General features: G+C 61.8%; 10 protein-coding genes and 6 tRNA genes. 4 read left to right on the forward strand and 12 right to left on the reverse strand.

Going from position 1 to position 13,544, the window contains the following annotated elements; all coding sequences use genetic code 11:
* Positions 1–117 precede the first annotated feature (117 nt).
* The 10 genes from LMH93_RS19525 to LMH93_RS19570 all read right to left on the reverse strand — a co-directional run bounded on the left by LMH93_RS19525 (position 118) and on the right by LMH93_RS19570 (position 4,007).
* Positions 118–1,089, reverse strand: a complete 972-nt coding sequence (locus LMH93_RS19525) for a tRNA dihydrouridine synthase (protein WP_003247187.1) — start codon at positions 1,087–1,089, stop codon at positions 118–120.
* A 51-nt stretch (positions 1,090–1,140) separates the two neighbouring features.
* Entirely contained in the window at positions 1,141–1,575 is a 435-nt protein-coding gene (locus LMH93_RS19530; RefSeq protein ID WP_003247186.1) for an acyl-CoA thioesterase, read from the reverse strand.
* Between the two features lie 104 nt (positions 1,576–1,679).
* The gene (locus tag LMH93_RS19535) at positions 1,680–2,558 is read right to left on the reverse strand and encodes an alpha/beta fold hydrolase (protein WP_003247185.1); all 879 of its coding nucleotides are present in this window, start codon (positions 2,556–2,558) and stop codon (positions 1,680–1,682) included.
* 15 nt (positions 2,559–2,573) lie between these two features.
* On the reverse strand, positions 2,574–3,113 hold the full coding sequence (locus LMH93_RS19540) for a TetR/AcrR family transcriptional regulator (protein ID WP_003247184.1): 540 nt from the start codon (positions 3,111–3,113) through the stop codon (positions 2,574–2,576).
* 170 nt (positions 3,114–3,283) lie between these two features.
* Positions 3,284–3,359: transfer RNA gene (locus tag LMH93_RS19545), tRNA-Glu, on the reverse strand.
* A gap of 42 nt (positions 3,360–3,401) precedes the next feature.
* Positions 3,402–3,477, reverse strand: a tRNA-Ala gene (locus LMH93_RS19550).
* A gap of 61 nt (positions 3,478–3,538) precedes the next feature.
* Positions 3,539–3,614 (reverse strand) — tRNA-Glu (locus tag LMH93_RS19555).
* 42 nt (positions 3,615–3,656) lie between these two features.
* Positions 3,657–3,732, reverse strand: a tRNA-Ala gene (locus LMH93_RS19560).
* 51 nt (positions 3,733–3,783) lie between these two features.
* Positions 3,784–3,859: transfer RNA gene (locus LMH93_RS19565), tRNA-Glu, on the reverse strand.
* A gap of 72 nt (positions 3,860–3,931) precedes the next feature.
* Positions 3,932–4,007, reverse strand: a tRNA-Ala gene (locus tag LMH93_RS19570).
* A 523-nt stretch (positions 4,008–4,530) separates the two neighbouring features.
* Here LMH93_RS19570 and LMH93_RS19575 point away from each other — a divergent pair.
* On the forward strand, positions 4,531–5,481 hold the full coding sequence (locus tag LMH93_RS19575; protein ID WP_004577666.1) for an IS110 family transposase: 951 nt from the start codon (positions 4,531–4,533) through the stop codon (positions 5,479–5,481).
* 182 nt (positions 5,482–5,663) lie between these two features.
* Here the strand turns inward: LMH93_RS19575 and gltX are convergent, their stop codons facing one another.
* Entirely contained in the window at positions 5,664–7,145 is a 1,482-nt protein-coding gene (gene gltX, locus LMH93_RS19580; protein ID WP_003247183.1) for a glutamate--tRNA ligase, read from the reverse strand.
* A gap of 143 nt (positions 7,146–7,288) precedes the next feature.
* Between gltX and LMH93_RS19585 the strand changes: the two genes are divergently transcribed.
* Both LMH93_RS19585 and LMH93_RS19590 read left to right on the forward strand, forming a co-directional pair.
* The gene (locus LMH93_RS19585; RefSeq protein WP_230064473.1) at positions 7,289–8,344 is read left to right on the forward strand and encodes an HlyD family secretion protein; all 1,056 of its coding nucleotides are present in this window, start codon (positions 7,289–7,291) and stop codon (positions 8,342–8,344) included.
* Positions 8,345–8,393: 49 nt separating this feature from the next.
* On the forward strand, positions 8,394–9,884 hold the full coding sequence (locus LMH93_RS19590; RefSeq protein WP_176393467.1) for an MDR family MFS transporter: 1,491 nt from the start codon (positions 8,394–8,396) through the stop codon (positions 9,882–9,884).
* 127 nt (positions 9,885–10,011) lie between these two features.
* Here the strand turns inward: LMH93_RS19590 and uvrB are convergent, their stop codons facing one another.
* Entirely contained in the window at positions 10,012–12,027 is a 2,016-nt protein-coding gene (gene uvrB, locus LMH93_RS19595) for an excinuclease ABC subunit UvrB (protein ID WP_143494808.1), read from the reverse strand.
* Between the two features lie 284 nt (positions 12,028–12,311).
* Between uvrB and LMH93_RS19600 the strand changes: the two genes are divergently transcribed.
* A complete protein-coding gene (locus tag LMH93_RS19600) occupies positions 12,312–13,508 on the forward strand; it encodes an amino acid aminotransferase (RefSeq protein ID WP_003247178.1) in 1,197 nt (398 codons plus the stop codon).
* Positions 13,509–13,544: the final 36 nt, after the last annotated feature.

Raw genomic sequence — 13,544 nt, forward strand, 5'->3', positions numbered from 1 at the left:
GCCCGCGAATACGGTGGCGGCGGCAACGGTGATCGGCGGGTGGTAATTGGCCAGCAGGCCCGGCCCTTTCCCGGGTGACCCCGCGCCTACAGGTGCAGTACCCGCGTAGCGCCCTGCTCAGGCGACGCAAGCCTCCAATGCTTGCGCCTCAACCCCTAGCAACCGGCTGATCCGCGCGCAGTCATCTTCCCGACGCAACTCGGCAAACAACACCACCGCTTCGGGGTAACTGCGAGTCAGCATCGCCAGCCACTGCTTCATCCGCCCCGGCGCATAACGCGGCGACAATTTGGCCTGGGCCTGGCGCCAGAACTCACGCAACAGTGGCAACAAATCATGCCAGCTCATCGGCTGATAGTCGCGCCCATCCCGCGCCGCTGCAATCTGCAGGCCCAGGTCCGGGCGCGATACCAGCCCACGCCCGAGCATGATGTCTTCAGCGCCACTGACCTCGCGGCAACGCCGCCAGTCATCGACCGTCCAGATCTCGCCATTGGCAAATACCGGGACCTTGACCACATCCTGCACCCGCGCCACCCACTCCCAGTGCGCTGGCGGCTTGTAGCCCTCAACCTTGGTCCGTGCGTGCACCACCAGGTGTGCCGAACCGCCCTCGGCCAGCGCCGTGGCGCACTCCAGCGCCCCATCGGGGCTGTCGAAGCCCAGACGCATCTTCGAGGTCACCGGAATGTTCGCCGGCACCGCACGCCGCACTTCACGCACAATGGCGTGCAGCAACTCCGGCTCTTTGAGCAGTACCGCGCCACCGCGCGACTTGTTCACCGTCTTTGCCGGGCAACCGAAGTTCAGGTCGATCACCGGCGCCCCAAGCTCGCAAGCCAGTGCGGCGTTTTCCGCCAGGCATACCGGGTCCGAACCCAGCAATTGCACGCGCATGGGCACACCGGAAGCCGTGCGCGCGCCCTGACGCAGTTCAGGCGCCAACTTGTCGAACGAGGACGCCGGCAGCAGGCGGTCGCACACGCGAATGAACTCGGTGACGCACCAGTCGATACCGCCCACACGGGTCAATACGTCGCGCAGGATGTTGTCGACCAGCCCCTCCATCGGGGCCAGAGCAATTTGCATGTCGGGGTCTCAGCGGAAAAAGCCGGCAGTTTAACAAAAAATGCCGGCGACTCAGGCGCCGATCAGCGCCGGACCGTAACCTTCGACGAATTCCGCCGGCATGCGCCTGGGCTTGCCGCTGGACAGCTCGATGCAGGCAAAGGTGGTTTGCGCACGCAGCAGCGTCACACCATCGCGCGGGCGCTTGAGCTGAAACCGCCGCGTCATGCGCAGGCGTTGGTCCCAGTCAATGATCCAGGTGGCCAGCTGCAGCTCATCGTCTTCATAGGCGGCGGCCAGGTAGTCGATTTCGTGGCGCACCACCGCCATCGCCCGGTCAAGGCGCCGGTACTCGGCCAGGTCCAGCCCCAGACGCTGGGAGTGGCGCCAGGCGCAGCGCTCAAGCCAGGTGACGTAGACGGCATTGTTGGCGTGGCCAAGGCCGTCGATGTCCTCGCTGCCGACGCGCAGATCGATGACGAAGGGTGTTGCCAGGTCCCAGCTCATTTTCGCTTCCTTGGCGCAAAAGGCGATTTAGCAGCGATCTGCGGGGCAATGTCCAGCCCCAGCGAGCCTGAAGCGGTCGTTGTAGGAGCGGGCTTGCCCGCGAATCAGACACCGCGGTGGGTGGCACCGGCGATGCCGATGTTCGCGGCTGAAGCCGCCCCGACACTGACCGCTTCAGCCCGAGCCAGCAATTCGAGCACGGCGTCACTCAGCCGCGGGTCGGCCAGCACTCGCTGGTGACCACCCCCTTCCAGCAGCATCAGCCGGCTGTCGAACCAGGCCTTGTGGATCACATGTGCCTCATCTGCGGGCACGAGAGCATCATCGGCGGCATGCACCACCAGCCCCGGCAGTTCCAGCTGGTAACCCGTGACATCCAGCCGCGCAATCTGCATGCCCACATCGCGCTCGATCTGGCGAATGAACGCTGCCCGTGCCCGGGCTGGCAGCCCCAGGCGATGGGCAAAACCACGCAACACACCGAGCAACCGTGCCGGCGCTGCAATGCTGACAGCCGCCTCTGTACGCAGCCCCATCTGCAAAGCCAGCAGCACGCTGGCACCGCCCATGGAATGACCTATGACCGCACGCAAGGGCGGCAACTCAGCCGCAGCCTCAAGCAGCGCCCGGGCAAACAGCACCACATTCGCCTGCTCGCCAGGCGAACGACCATGCCCAGGCCCTTCCAGCGACACCACCGTATGCCCCGCCTGCACCAAAGTCTCGATCAAGGCGGCAAACTGCGTTGGGCGCCCTTCCCAACCGTGCATCAGCAGCACGGTCGGCCCTTGACCCCAGCGCAAGGCAGACAGACCGAAGCGCAGTGTAATGCGCTCGGCCCTGGCCAGCACAGGCAGCTCCCAATCCCGCGGCGGCAGGTTGCGCGGGGTCATGAAGGCACGGCGCATCCTGCCCGCGACATGCTCGGGGGCCAGGCGGCCCAAGGTGCCATTGACACCGCGAATCCAGCTCAGGGTGGTCATCGCCATGCTCCAGGGTTAAAGCACCGCCGATTTGGCGGCGCGCAGAATACGGTCAGACAGGTCACTGGCCCCCAAGGCCCGGGCCAGCGCCAGCCCCCCCACCATCAGGGCCAGGTCGGCCAATGCTTTGTCAGCATCCTCAGGGCGGTCGACCATCGCGGCAGCCATCAACTCGATGTGCTCGGCCAGCACCTCGCGGAAGACCTCCGGTAGGCGCTGCATTTCGCCCAACGCGTTAGGCAGCGGGCAAGCATGGACTTCGCAGTCCCGGTGCTTGCGCGAGAGGTAGAAAGCCCCGGCCAGCGCTCGCCGCCCGGCGCCATCGAGATTGGGGTCGACCTGGGCGAGCAAGGCACGGCGCTCACCCAACAACTGGCGGAACGCCTCGAGCATCAGCTCGTCCTTGCTGTCGAAGTGCGCATAGAAGCCCCCGACGGTCAGGCCTGCCGCACCCATCACCTGGCTGACGCTGGGCTCGGCCGGGCCGTGCTGGATCAGCGCACTGCGCGCAGCTTCCAGAATGCGTTCGCGGGTTTTGCTCTTCTTGTCGCTCATCTGGCACACACCACACAAAATATGATGATCGAAATATTATTCTCATCATATTTTTTGGCAAGCAAAATGTGCGGCCGTTTGTCGGGGGCAAATTATTGAGAAGGAAAAAAACAAAAGGCCCATTCAATAAGCGAATGAGCCTTTAAAGTCCCGCAAAACGCGGGTAAACGTGGCGTCCCCTAGGGGACTCGAACCCCTGTTACCGCCGTGAAAGGGCGGTGTCCTAGGCCACTAGACGAAGGGGACGTAACCTTCGCGAAGATCCACTTGCGTGAACCCTGGCAGAAATGGTGGAGCTAAGCGGGATCGAACCGCTGACCTCCTGCATGCCATGCAGGCGCTCTCCCAGCTGAGCTATAGCCCCGAAACAAAAGGCTCATCAATAAGCGACGAGCCTTTTAAAGCCCTGCAAAACGCAGGAAAAGTGGCGTCCCCTAGGGGACTCGAACCCCTGTTACCGCCGTGAAAGGGCGGTGTCCTAGGCCACTAGACGAAGGGGACGTAACCTTCGTGCCGATCCGCTAACGCGAACCGCGGCAAAATTGGTGGAGCTAAGCGGGATCGAACCGCTGACCTCCTGCATGCCATGCAGGCGCTCTCCCAGCTGAGCTATAGCCCCGGATTTCTAGCCTCGCGGCCCAGCGACATAACAACATCGCTTGTGTAAAACTGGCGTCCCCTAGGGGACTCGAACCCCTGTTACCGCCGTGAAAGGGCGGTGTCCTAGGCCACTAGACGAAGGGGACGAACCTTCTTACCTTCAAGACCCGGTTGCTGGACCCGGTCTTGCTTATCAGCCTTGGCTGCTAAGCGGAATTTGGTGGAGCTAAGCGGGATCGAACCGCTGACCTCCTGCATGCCATGCAGGCGCTCTCCCAGCTGAGCTATAGCCCCACAATGTCGCTTTGAACTGAACCGCTGGCTGGGTGCCTGGCGTTTCGTTTTCGTTCATCGCTGTGGACGGGGCGCATATTAAGTTCGGATTGCAGGGCTGTCAAACGAATTTTTAAAAATATCCAAAAAATTTTTCACAGATAACAATCACTTACCGCCCTGCTCCACTCAATCCGGCTACTTGGTCCTCAGGAATATGCCTGTGGGAGCGGCCTTGTGTCGCGAAAGGGCCGCAAAGCGGCCCCGACGGATTTGCGTCGAGTCAAAGATTGTGGGACCGCGTTGCAGTCCTTTCGCGACACAAGGCCGCTTGTGTCTTGATGGGGGATTAGAATCTGGAGTGAGAGCGGTGAATGGCAAGCTGAATGCCGTAGGTGCCTTGAGCACGTGTGGGAGCACAAGCTGCCATTCACCGTTCCACTTTGGCGAGAGCCCGAACAGTTGGATGCGGCTCTGATCTCGAATCACAAGCGTGGGCCAAGCCAAAGTCCTCTCACTGTGTTGAGTTTAGGAGGTTTTGGTGATGGCTTCCTTCTTGGGTATCGATGTTTCCAGTCTCTCCCTTGATGCTGCGGTGCGGCCACAGGGCATCAAAATGCATTTAAGCAATGATCCCACAGGCTTTGAGGCGCTACTGGAGAGCCTTCGCAAGCTCAGTATCAAGCGCGTCCTGTTAGAGGCGACGGGTGGCTACGAGCGAGATGTCATGCGTTTTCTACAGGACGCTGGCTACAAGGTCATACGCGTTAATCCCAGGCGAGCCAGGTCATTCGCTGACTCTCTAGGCATCAAGGCCAAGACTGACGCCATCGACGCCGAGGTTCTGGCGCACTATGCCGAAGTCATTCCAGATCAACCCTCCCTGCGAATCAGCCCCGAACGAGCGCTTCTGCGAGAGTTGCTTCAGCAACGTGATCGGTTGGTTCAACAGCGAGATGACGACCTGCGGCGCCTGAAGCAGGTGCAATCGACTGCAGTTGCTAACTACCTGAATGCCAACCTGAAACACTTCAAAGCGCAGATCAAACTGGTTGAGCGTGAGATCGAACAGCAAACCGCGATGCTGAACGACGAACGGGTTACCCAACTGATTAAAGTGAAAGGCATTGGGATGGTGACAGCGGGCAAGCTAGTAGCGCTGCTGCCGGAGCTGGGTCGGGTTGAATCCAGAGAAATTGCCTCCCTGGTCGGAGTGGCGCCCTTCAACCACGACAGCGGGAAATTCATGGGCAAGCGCTCTATCTCTGGCGGACGATTTGCGGTCAGGCGATCGCTGTACATGGCATGCCTTGTGGCGATGAGATACAACCCAGCACTCAAGGCTCGTTATCAGTCACTGCGGGAGCGCGGAAAACTTCCCAAAGTCGCTATCGTGGCCTGCATGAGAACGTTCATCGTGCGGTTAAATGCCATGCTCAGAACGGGTACATCATGGCTCGATCTAGTGCTACCGCAGCCTGAAAGTACAACGTAAATCCAGAACGCAGCGTGAGCCGCGTGGAAGCGGGCTTGCCCGCGAAGCCAACACCGTGGTGGATTGCACGGGCTTCGCCCGTGTTCGCGGGCAAGCCCGCTCCCACAGGGAAGGCGCCAGCTTTTAGAAATTGAGCAAGACAGTTGCTCCCACAGTGCTCAACAGCGGTGCTCGGAAAACGGTCAGCCGATGGAGCCCAACAGCTTTTCCCACTCTTTGTTTTCTTTCTTCGACACACCACCCAACAGGTCCAGGGCCTGGCGCAGGCGGTAGCGCGTCAGGTCGGGGCCGAGGATTTCCATGGCGTCCAGCACCGAAACCGAGCTGGCCTGGCCCGTGATGGCGGCGAACATCAGCGGCATGGCGTCACGCAGCTTCAGCTCCAGCGCTTCGACCACAGCCTGGATGCAACCGGTGATGCGCTCTTTTTCCCACTGACGCAGGCTTTCAAGCTTCCACAGGATCAGCTGGATCACCTGGCGCACCTGGTCGGCCGACAGTTTCTTGCTTTCGAACAGTTTGGCGTCCAGCTTGAGCGCGCCTTCGAAGAAGAACCCGCCCAACGGGGCAACCTGGCTGAAGGTTTCTACCCGGCCCTGCACATGCGGGGCAATCTTCATCATGTAGTCGCTGTTGAATGCCCATTTCTGCAGGCGTGCGGCGAATTCCTCTACAGGCAGCTCGCGCAGCCACTGGCCGTTGAGCCAGGACAGCTTCTCGATGTCAAAGATCGGGCCGCCCAGCGAGATACGCGACAGGTCGAAGTGCTCGACCATTTCGGCCAGCGAGAACTTTTCGCGCTCGTCAGGCATCGACCAGCCCATGCGGCCAAGGTAGTTGAGCATCGCTTCAGGCATGAAGCCCATGCGCTCGTAGAAGGTGACCGAGGTCGGGTTCTTGCGCTTGGACAGTTTGGATTTGTCCGGGTTGCGCAGCAGCGGCATGTAGCACAGCTTGGGCTGCTCCCAGCCGAAGTATTCATACAGCTTGATCAGCTTGGGCGCCGATGGCAGCCACTCTTCACCACGCAGCACGTGGGTGATGCCCATCAGGTGGTCGTCGACCACGTTGGCCAGGAAGTACGTCGGCAGGCCGTCGTTCTTCATCAGTACCTGCATGTCCATGCGGTCCCACGGGATCTCGACATCGCCGCGCAGCATGTCCGGCACCACGCAGATACCCTCGCTCGGCACCTTCATGCGGATCACGTGCGGCTCGCCAGCGTCCAGGCGGCGCTGCACTTCTTCGGCGCTCAGCAGCAATGCACGGCCATCGTAACGCGGGGTTTCGCCGCGAGCCTGCTGCTCGGCACGCATCTGCTCCAGCTCTTCGGCAGTGCAGAAGCAGTAGAAGGCGTGGCCGGCGTCTACCAGCTCTTTAGCGTATTTGGCGTAGATTTCGCCACGCTCGCTCTGCCGGTAAGGGCCGTGCGGGCCGCCGACATCCGGGCCTTCGTTCCATTCGATGCCAAGCCAGCGCAGGGCGTCGAAGATCTGTTGCTCCGACTCACGCGTGGAGCGCAGCTGATCGGTGTCTTCGATGCGCAGGATGAACTCACCGCCGTGCTGCTTGGCGAAGCAGTAGTTGAACAGGGCGATGTAGGCAGTGCCGACATGGGGGTCGCCGGTAGGCGATGGCGCAATACGCGTGCGTACGGTGGTCATGGAGAGTCTCGAACGAAAGATGAAACAAAGGCGGGATGTTAGCAGGAGGCGGGCACCGGGCTCCAGCAATGGCGCGAACGTCACTTGTCGACAGGCCCTGTGCCGCTGTTAAATTTGTTTACATTTCTGGAACGATAGTCCCCATGCCTGCCCAACTCAAACGCCGCCTGACGCTCTTCTTCGCCCTGGTGGCCGTCATCGCCCTCGCCTTCCTGGGCCACTGGTACTTCAAGGGCCGGTTCTACGAGAGCACCGACAACGCTTACGTGCAGGGTGAGATCACCCGTATCTCCAGCCAGCTTGGCGCACGTATCGAAACGGTACCGGTCGAGGACAACCAGCACGTCAGCAAGGGCGACCTGCTGGTGCGTCTGGAAGCCGCCGACTTCGAGCTGGCGGTAGAACGCGCCCGTGCCGCCCTGGCCACCCGCGAAGCCGAGTATGCACAAGCGCAAAGCCGCCTCACCCAACAAGGCAGCCTGATTGCCGCCGGCCAGGCCCAGTTGGCGGCCACCCAGGCCACGTTCGACCGTTCACGGCTGGACCTGAGCCGCGCCGAGAAGCTGCGCAAGCCGGGTTTTGTCTCTGAGGAGCGTGTCACTACCCTGTCGGCGGACAGCCATGTCGCCGGCTCCCAGGTCGACAAGGCCCGCGCCGACCTGCAAAGCCAGCGCCAGCAGGTCACCGCCCTGAACGCCGAACTCAAGCGCCTCGATGCGCAAATCGCCAATGCCCGCACCGACCTGGCCCAGGCCGAACTGAACCTGACCCGCTGCGAAATCCATGCGCCGATCAGCGGCACCATTGGCCAGCGTAATGCGCGCAATGGCCAAGTGGTGCAGGCCGGCGCCTACCTGCTGTCGATCGTGCCGGATGAAGACATCTGGGTGCAGGCCAACTTCAAGGAAACGCAGATCGGCCGCATGCACCCCGGCCAGCGCGCGGAGCTGTTGTTCGACAGCTACCCCGACACACCGATCGAAGGCCGGGTGGACAGCCTGTTCGCCGCGTCCGGTGCGCAGTTCAGCCTGCTGCCGCCGGACAACGCCACCGGCAACTTCACCAAAGTTGTGCAGCGCATCCCGATAAAACTCACGTTCAGCGCCGACAACCCGTTGCACGGGCGTATTCGCCCCGGCATGTCGGTGACCGCCACCGTCGACCTGCGCAGCACAGACGAAGGCCACAATGGCCGGTGACCAACTGCTGCGCCCCACGGCGGAGCCAACCCGACGCGACTGGATCGCGGTGATGAGCGTGATGCTCGGTGCCTTCATGGCAGTGCTGGATATCCAGATCACCAATTCCTCGCTGAAGGACATCCAGGGCGCTCTGTCGGCGACCCTGGAAGAAGGTTCATGGATTTCAACCTCCTACCTGGTGGCGGAAATCATCATGATCCCGCTAACGGCCTGGCTGGTGCAGCTGCTGTCGGCGCGGCGCCTGGCGGTGTGGGTATCCAGCGGTTTCCTGCTGTCGTCGCTGCTGTGCTCGATGGCCTGGAACCTGGAGAGCATGATCCTGTTTCGCGCCTTGCAGGGTTTCACTGGTGGCGCGCTGATCCCGCTGGCCTTCACCCTGACGTTGATCAAGCTGCCCGAGCACCACCGCGCCAAAGGCATGGCGATGTTCGCCATGACCGCCACTTTTGCCCCCTCCATCGGCCCCACCCTGGGCGGCTGGCTGACCGAAAACTGGGGCTGGGAATACATCTTCTACATCAATATCCCACCAGGCCTGCTAATGATCGCCGGCTTGTTGTACGGGCTTGAGAAGAAGGAGGCACACTGGGAGCTGCTGAAAAGTACCGATTACGCCGGCATCGTCACGCTCGGCCTTGGGTTGGGCTGCCTGCAGGTGTTTCTCGAGGAAGGCCATCGCAAGGACTGGCTGGAGTCACACCTGATCGTCGGCCTGGGCAGTGTTGCCCTGGTCAGCCTGATCACCTTCGTCATCTTGCAGTTTTCCAAGCCACACCCCCTGATCAACCTGCGCATTCTTGGTAACCGCAACTTTGGCCTGTCGAGCATCGCCAGCCTGGGCATGGGCGTGGGCCTGTACGGGTCGATCTATCTGCTACCGCTGTACCTGGCGCAGGTACAGGGTTACAACGCCTTGCAGATTGGCGAGGTGATCATGTGGATGGGTATTCCGCAGCTGTTCCTGATCCCGCTGGTGCCGCAACTGATGAAGGTGATATCGCCCAAGGTACTATGCGCGCTGGGGTTTTGCCTGTTCGGCGCTGCTAGTTTCGGTTCGGGGGTGCTCAACCCGGACTTTGCCGGGCCGCAGTTCAACCATATCCAGATCATCCGCGCCCTGGGTCAACCGATGATCATGGTGACCATTTCGCTGATTGCCACCGCGTATATCCAACAACAGGATGCAGGGTCCGCGTCGAGCCTGTTCAATATTCTGCGTAACCTCGGTGGCGCGATTGGTATTGCCTTGCTGGCCACCCTGCTGGATGCGCGCACCAAGGTGTACTTCGACTACCTGCGGGAGGCGGTGGTGCCGAGCAACCCGCAGGTGGCTGAGCGGCTGGCGCAACTGGCGGAGCGCTTGGGCAATGACAATGCGGCGCTGGGCAAACTTAGCGAGATTACCCACCAGCAGGCACTGATCATGGCTTACAACGATGCCTTCCACTTTGTCGGGATCGGGTTGGCGGTGAGCATGGTGGCGGTGTTGCTGACCCGCAAGTTGCCGGAGGGGCTGAAGGCTGGGGAAGCCCATTGAGGCTATTACAGATCAGATGCGGTCCCTGTGGGAGCGGGCATGCCCGCGAACACCGGCGCAGCCGGTGCCAGCCACCGCGTTGAATTCTTCGCGGGCACGCCCGCTCCCACAGGGCCCGCGCCCGGCTTCAGCTGCTAATCAACCGCTCCCGCAGCTGCGCAATCTCGTCACGCAACTGCGCCGCAGCTTCGAACTCCAGGTCGCGGGCGAACTGCATCATTTTTTCTTCCAGCTGCTTGATGCGCTTGGTGATCTCGCCCGGCGTACGCAGTTCGGCCTCGTAACGGGCGCTCTCCTCCGCCGCCTTGGCCATGCCCTTGCGCTTCTTGCTGCGCGCACCAGGCACGGCGGCACCCTCCATGATGTCGGTGATGTCCTTGACCACGCCCTTGGGCACGATGCCGTTGGCTTCGTTGAAGGCGATCTGCTTCTCGCGGCGACGCTCGGTTTCGTCAATGGCCCGCTGCATCGAGCCTGTTACGTTATCGGCATACAGGATGGCCCGGCCATTGAGGTTACGTGCCGCGCGGCCAATGGTCTGGATCAGGGAGCGCTCGGAACGCAGAAAACCTTCCTTGTCCGCATCGAGGATGGCCACCAGCGACACCTCGGGCATGTCCAGGCCCTCGCGCAGCAGGTTGATGCCCACCAGCACGTCGAAGGTGCCCAGGCGCAGGTCACGGATAATCTCCACCCGCTCCACCGTGTCGATGTCCGAGTGCAGGTAGCGTACCCGCACATCATGGTCGGCCAGGTAATCGCTGAGGTCCTCGGCCATGCGCTTGGTCAACGTGGTCGCCAGCACACGCTCGCCTGCCGCGACACGCTTGCGGATCTCGGACAGCAGGTCGTCGACCTGGGTCAGCGCCGGACGCACCTCTACCTGCGGGTCGACCAGCCCGGTCGGGCGCACCACTTGCTCCACCACGCGCCCGGCATGCTCAGCCTCGTAGGGGCCCGGAGTGGCCGAAACAAAAATGGTCTGCGGGCTGACCTCCTCCCACTCGTCGAAACGCATCGGCCGGTTGTCCAGCGCTGAAGGCATGCGGAAGCCGTACTCGACCAGGGTCTCCTTGCGTGAACGGTCGCCCTTGTACATGGCGCCGACCTGCGGAACGCTGACGTGGGATTCGTCGATCACCAGCAGCGCATCAGGCGGCAGGTAATCGTACAGGGTGGGCGGCGGCGCGCCGGCCGGGCGCCCGGACAGGTAGCGCGAGTAGTTTTCGATGCCGTTGCAGTAGCCCAGCTCGAGGATCATCTCCAGATCGAAGCGGGTACGTTGCTCCAGACGCTGCGCTTCGACCAGCTTGTTGGCCTTGTGCAGGTACTCCAGACGCTCCTTCAGTTCTTCCTTGATGCCCTCCACTGCTTCCAGCAGCGTTTCCCGCGGGGTGACGTAGTGGCTCTTGGGGTAGAAAGTGAAACGTGGCAGCTTGCGGAAAACCTCGCCGGTCAACGGATCGAAGGCGGCGATGTTCTCCACTTCATCATCGAACAGCTCGATGCGGATGGCTTCCAGATCCGATTCGGCCGGGAAGATGTCGATCACGTCGCCGCGTACCCGGAAGGTGGCGCGGGCAAAGTCCATTTCGTTGCGGGTGTACTGCAGGTCGGCCAACCGGCGCAGCAGCGCGCGCTGGTCGAGCTTGTCGCCACGGTCCACGTGCAGAACCATTTTCAGGTAGGTCTCGGGGCTGCCCAGACCGTAGATGCACGACACGGTGGTCACGATGATCGCGTCACGCCGCTCCAGCAGCGCCTTGGTCGCCGACAGGCGCATCTGCTCGATATGGTCGTTGATCGAGGCGTCCTTCTCGATGAAGGTGTCTGACGAAGGGACGTAGGCTTCCGGCTGGTAGTAGTCGTAATAGGAAACGAAGTACTCCACCGCGTTGTTGGGGAAGAACGCCTTGAATTCCCCGTACAACTGCGCGGCCAGCGTCTTGTTGGGCGCCAGCACCAGCGTTGGGCGCTGCACCTGCTGGATGACGTTGGCAATGCTGAAGGTCTTGCCCGAACCGGTCACCCCGAGCAACGTCTGGTGCGACAGCCCCGCCTCGATGCCTTCGACCAACTGGCGGATAGCCTCGGGCTGGTCGCCGGCAGGCTGGAAACGTGTGACGAGCTGGAACTCGGACATGAAGGACCTCGCGGTGCAGCAGCTGTAAATTTAGCCAGTAGTCTATACCCAAATGCGCCCGTTCGGGGGCGCTTTCAAGGCACAGGTGTGGGCGCATGCAACGGTGGACACGGCATTTAGACCAATGGTCGAAAAATATTTGCGCAAATAGCTCCAAAAGCTGCGCCAGAGTGTCGCGGTGACCGGTCGGTATCACTATACTGACTCCCCGTTTGTGCACCGCTTCAGTGCATTCGGCTGGAGCGTGTACGCCCTATCACACTCCAATCAGAGCCAAGGTAACAATGAGCCTGTTTTCCGCTGTCGAGCTGGCACCCCGCGACCCTATTCTGGGCCTCAACGAAGCATTCAACGCCGACCCACGTACCGACAAGGTCAACCTGGGCGTAGGCGTGTATTGCAATGAGGAAGGCCGCATTCCGCTGCTGCGCGCCGTGATCGAAGCCGAAACCCAGCGTGCCGCCCAGCACGCTTCGCGCGGCTACCTGCCGATCGACGGCATCGCCACCTACGACCAGGCTGTGCAGAAGCTGCTGTTCGGCGCCGAGTCGCCACTGCTGGCCGCCGGCCGCGTGGTCACCGTGCAGGCCGTCGGTGGTACCGGCGCACTGAAGATCGGTGCCGACTTCCTCAAGCGCCTCTCGCCCAACGCCGTGGTTGCCATCAGCGACCCTAGCTGGGAAAACCACCGTGCGCTGTTCGAATCGGCCGGCTTCCCGGTGCAGACCTACCGCTACTACGATGCGCCGACCAACGACGTCAACCGCGCCGGCATGCTCGAAGACCTCAACGCCCTGCCGTCCGGCTCGATCGTGGTGCTGCACGCCTGCTGCCACAACCCGACCGGTGTCGACCTGAACCTGGACGACTGGAAGAACGTCCTGGAAGTGGTCAAGGCCAAGGGCCACGTGCCGTTCCTCGACATGGCCTACCAGGGCTTTGGTGACGGTATCGCCGAAGACGCCTTCGCCGTGCGCCTGTTCGCCGAGTCGGGCCTGGAGTTCTTTGTTTCCAGCTCGTTCTCCAAATCGTTCTCGCTGTACGGCGAGCGCGTCGGCGCACTGTCGATCGTCACCGCCTCCAAGGACGAGAGCACCCGCGTGCTGTCGCAGGTCAAGCGCGTGATCCGCACCACCTACTCCAACCCGCCAACCCACGGCGCAACCATTGTTGCCACCGTGCTGAACAGCGCAGAACTGCGCCAGATGTGGGAAACCGAATTGGCCGAAATGCGTGAACGCATCCACGGCATGCGCAAGCAGATGGTATCGCTGCTGGCCGAATACGGTGCAAACCGCGACTTCAGCTTCGTTGGTCGCCAGGTCGGCATGTTCTCCTACTCGGGCCTGACCGTTGAACAGGTCGCCCGCCTGAAGAACGACTTCGGCATCTATGCCCTGGACACCGGCCGTATCGCGGTGGCCGCGCTGAACCAGAGCAACATCCACGTGGTGACCAAAGCTATCGTGGAAGTGCTGTAACTCATTGTTTTGCTTGGGGGTGGGTTGACTTCTCCC

Origin of the sequence: Pseudomonas sp. CIP-10, assembly GCF_020911845.1 — a bacterium.
Taxonomy (GTDB): Bacteria; Pseudomonadota; Gammaproteobacteria; order Pseudomonadales; family Pseudomonadaceae; genus Aquipseudomonas; species Aquipseudomonas alloputida.

What these genes read in the sequence shown, in the direction of transcription:
- gltX (WP_003247183.1), bottom strand. Translation starts at nt 7,145, where the DNA reads ATGACCACCGTACGCACGCGTATTGCGCCATCGCCTACCGGCGACCCC.
- LMH93_RS19540 (WP_003247184.1), bottom strand. Translation starts at nt 3,113, where the DNA reads ATGAGCGACAAGAAGAGCAAAACCCGCGAACGCATTCTGGAAGCTGCG.
- LMH93_RS19585 (WP_230064473.1), top strand. Translation starts at nt 7,289, where the DNA reads ATGCCTGCCCAACTCAAACGCCGCCTGACGCTCTTCTTCGCCCTGGTG.
- LMH93_RS19575 (WP_004577666.1), top strand. Translation starts at nt 4,531, where the DNA reads ATGGCTTCCTTCTTGGGTATCGATGTTTCCAGTCTCTCCCTTGATGCT.
- LMH93_RS19600 (WP_003247178.1), top strand. Translation starts at nt 12,312, where the DNA reads ATGAGCCTGTTTTCCGCTGTCGAGCTGGCACCCCGCGACCCTATTCTG.
- uvrB (WP_143494808.1), bottom strand. Translation starts at nt 12,027, where the DNA reads ATGTCCGAGTTCCAGCTCGTCACACGTTTCCAGCCTGCCGGCGACCAG.
- LMH93_RS19530 (WP_003247186.1), bottom strand. Translation starts at nt 1,575, where the DNA reads ATGAGCTGGGACCTGGCAACACCCTTCGTCATCGATCTGCGCGTCGGC.
- LMH93_RS19525 (WP_003247187.1), bottom strand. Translation starts at nt 1,089, where the DNA reads ATGCAAATTGCTCTGGCCCCGATGGAGGGGCTGGTCGACAACATCCTG.
- LMH93_RS19535 (WP_003247185.1), bottom strand. Translation starts at nt 2,558, where the DNA reads ATGACCACCCTGAGCTGGATTCGCGGTGTCAATGGCACCTTGGGCCGC.